The organism is Allomesorhizobium camelthorni (assembly GCF_011045125.1).
GTDB classification, from domain to species: Bacteria; Pseudomonadota; Alphaproteobacteria; order Rhizobiales; family Rhizobiaceae; genus Allomesorhizobium; species Allomesorhizobium camelthorni.
Genome location: NZ_JAAKZF010000209.1, coordinates 1 through 2,493 on the forward strand (window position 1 = coordinate 1; position 2,493 = coordinate 2,493).

Below are 2,493 nucleotides of genomic sequence, written 5' to 3' on the forward strand. Positions count from 1 at the left end.
CTCGGCAAAGGAAACCGTCCCAAAAAGGCCAGCACCATCTACACTGATCGAGGTCGGATCACCCGGCACATCCTTCCGCTTATCGGTGGGATGCGTGTCGTTGATCTCAACAAGGCCGACATCAACCGCTTCCTGAGAGAAGTCGCGAGCGGCAAAACCGCCAAGGTCGAGAAGACCGGCAAGCGGGGCAAATCGATCGTGAGGGGCGGCAGCGGCACCGCCACGCGTACGACCGGACTGCTGAGCGGCATACTCACCTTTGCAGTCGATCAAGGGATCATTCAAACCAATCCTGCGCATGGTGTGAAGCGGCCAGCCGATGCGCGCCGCAGGCGCCGACTTATGCCCGAAGAATACAGAACGCTCGGCAAGGTGCTGACTTCTGCTCGTGCGGAGGGAGAAACGCCGCAGGTGATCGATGCGGTCTGGCTTCTCGCCCTCACTGGCTGCCGATTGGGAGAGATCATCAACCTGAAATGCACCGAGGTTGATGAAGAGCGCAGCGGTTTCCGGCTGGAAGACAGCAAGGAGGGAGCTTCGCTCCGGCCGGTCGGACGCGCCGTGCTCGACTATCTGGCAACTATCGAAGCGGAGGAAGGCTCTGCCGCGGTGCTTACGCCGGTGCGCAGCGGAGAGGTCTTTGGCGGGATGGCAAGGGGCTGGAGCGAATAACAAGGAAGGCGGGGTTCGAGGACGTGACGCCGCACACCTTGCGGCATTCCTTCGCATCGGTGGCGGCGGACCTCGGTTATACCGAGCCGACCATCGCAGCGATGCTCGGGCATGCGGCCGGCTCGATTACCAGCCGTTATATCCATCACCTCGACAGCGTTCTGGTCTCGGCGGCCGATAATGTCGCCGCCACAATCCACGCGATGATGGTCACGCGGCTTGGAGCAGGCGAGTCGACGCGAGATACCCTCGGATCTGCGTCAGGCGCTTAGGGGTTCAGCTAACCACTGGCACGATGTCCAGGCAGTTGCAGATCAACGCAAGGCGCTGGTCGCTTTCGTTGGTGTCGACGATCAGCTCATAGTCTACCGATACCATTTTGGGCGGAGCATCTTGACGCTCGCCATGCAGGCGCACTTCGACGCGCACGGCGGCCGGCTACCGCAGCTACGACACCACGCACGAGCGGCGCCTTCGCTTCGTTTTGCGGGCGCACGAGTTCGGCTTCTCGCTTGATGAGATCCGGGAGCTTCTGCGCCTGGTCGACGAGCGCGACCAGCCTTGTGCCGAGGCAAGCGCCGTCGCAGCCGCACATCTCGACGACGTGCGGGCGAAGATCGCCGATCTGAAGCACATGGAGCGGGTGCTCAAGGACGTGGTCGCACAATGCGCCAACGGCACGTTGCCGGAATGTCCGCTGATCGAGACGTTGTTTGCCGGGCACCCATAGCCAGCCAGGAACACGTGACGAGTTGGCTACGCCGCAGTTCCCCTACCCACGACGATGTCACGGGTAGTGATCGTCTTCTCACCGGCACTTAGGCGGGGTCACCCTTCGATGCCGATTCACACCAGAGGTGCTTGACGTGCCGGATGGTCTGGCGCGCCATGCCTTATGCGGCCGGCCCCCTCACCTGTGCTTTAGCTAATGGCGGGGAAGCGCTCCTGGACAAAGTCCATCAACGCGCGAACGCGAGGCGCCGACGTCAAATCCAAACTGGGTGGCGGAGCGGGCCGATGCGAAGCTCGCCGCCGCCGCCCGAAGCGCCCTCGCGCGCATTGGCGGCGTACTTCCGCGGCATCTTTCCGAGCGTCTCGAGTCGCAACACCTTATTGTTGGCCCGGCTGCGGAAGCGGCTGATCAGAAAAACGATCTCTCGCTGTTCCGCGGGGCAATCCGTGCGGAAAGGAAGCTCCGGATTGCCTATCAGGATGCTGACGCAGAAAAGACCGAGCGCACCATCTGGCCGTTCCAGATCGGGTTCTTTGAGAGCGTGCGCCTGCTTTCGGCGTGGTGCGAGAGCCGTAACGGCATTCGCCATTTCCGGACGGACCGTATCCTCAATGTGGAGGAACTCGGAGAGCGCTATCCCAAGCGCAGGCACGAATTGGTGAAAATCTGGCGTGAGCTGGAAGGGGTGACGGACAAGCGCTCTTGACCACTGCCGTTTTCTGTCAGTTGTGACCGCTATTTTCCGTGAAACCACGGAGAACACCTCGCATGCATTTCAGAAACGTCGCTGCCGCATTCCCGACAACGCTTGCTCTCGCGGCTCCCGCAACCGGCGCATTTGGAGAAACCATGAACGACCACGCGCGTATTCAATCGACCATCGATGCCATGACGTCAGCCTTCGCCAGGGGAGACATTGATGGAGTGATGGCGACATACGAACCGGATGCAGTCGTCGTTGGCCAGCCCGGAAAGCCTGTGAGTGGAACACCAGCACTCCGGGAAATGTTTGCTGGCTTTATTGCGCTGAACCCGAAATTCACTTTTACGAGCCAGGATATTGTGCAAGCCAAGGACATCGCCCTCCA

At 61.0% G+C, this 2,493-nt stretch carries 4 protein-coding genes and 2 pseudogenes; 5 read left to right on the forward strand and 1 reads right to left on the reverse strand.

The features are described from left to right. Positions 1-672, forward strand: a pseudogene (locus tag G6N73_RS35260) (site-specific integrase); the annotation flags it as partial. A gap of 23 nt (positions 673-695) precedes the next feature. Next, on the forward strand, positions 696-944 hold the full coding sequence (locus G6N73_RS35265) for a tyrosine-type recombinase/integrase (protein ID WP_165034479.1): 249 nt from the start codon (positions 696-698) through the stop codon (positions 942-944). Positions 945-948: 4 nt separating this feature from the next. On the opposite strand, the gene G6N73_RS35270 is transcribed toward G6N73_RS35265, so the two are convergent. Next, positions 949-1,101 (reverse strand): hypothetical protein, encoded by a 153-nt coding sequence (locus G6N73_RS35270; protein ID WP_165034478.1) that lies wholly within the window; start codon positions 1,099-1,101, stop codon positions 949-951. Here G6N73_RS35270 and G6N73_RS35275 point away from each other — a divergent pair. From G6N73_RS35275 to G6N73_RS35285, 3 genes and pseudogenes are all read left to right on the forward strand, one after another. Next, a pseudogene (locus tag G6N73_RS35275) lies at positions 1,097-1,402 on the forward strand (MerR family DNA-binding protein); the annotation flags it as partial. The gene G6N73_RS35270 and the pseudogene G6N73_RS35275 overlap by 5 nt on opposite strands. A 271-nt stretch (positions 1,403-1,673) precedes the next feature. After that, the gene (locus tag G6N73_RS38490; protein WP_165034480.1) at positions 1,674-2,111 is read left to right on the forward strand and encodes a WYL domain-containing protein; all 438 of its coding nucleotides are present in this window, start codon (positions 1,674-1,676) and stop codon (positions 2,109-2,111) included. Positions 2,112-2,254: 143 nt separating this feature from the next. Then, positions 2,255-2,493: YybH family protein (locus G6N73_RS35285; protein WP_165034481.1), on the forward strand; the 239-nt coding region annotated here is incomplete at its 3' end.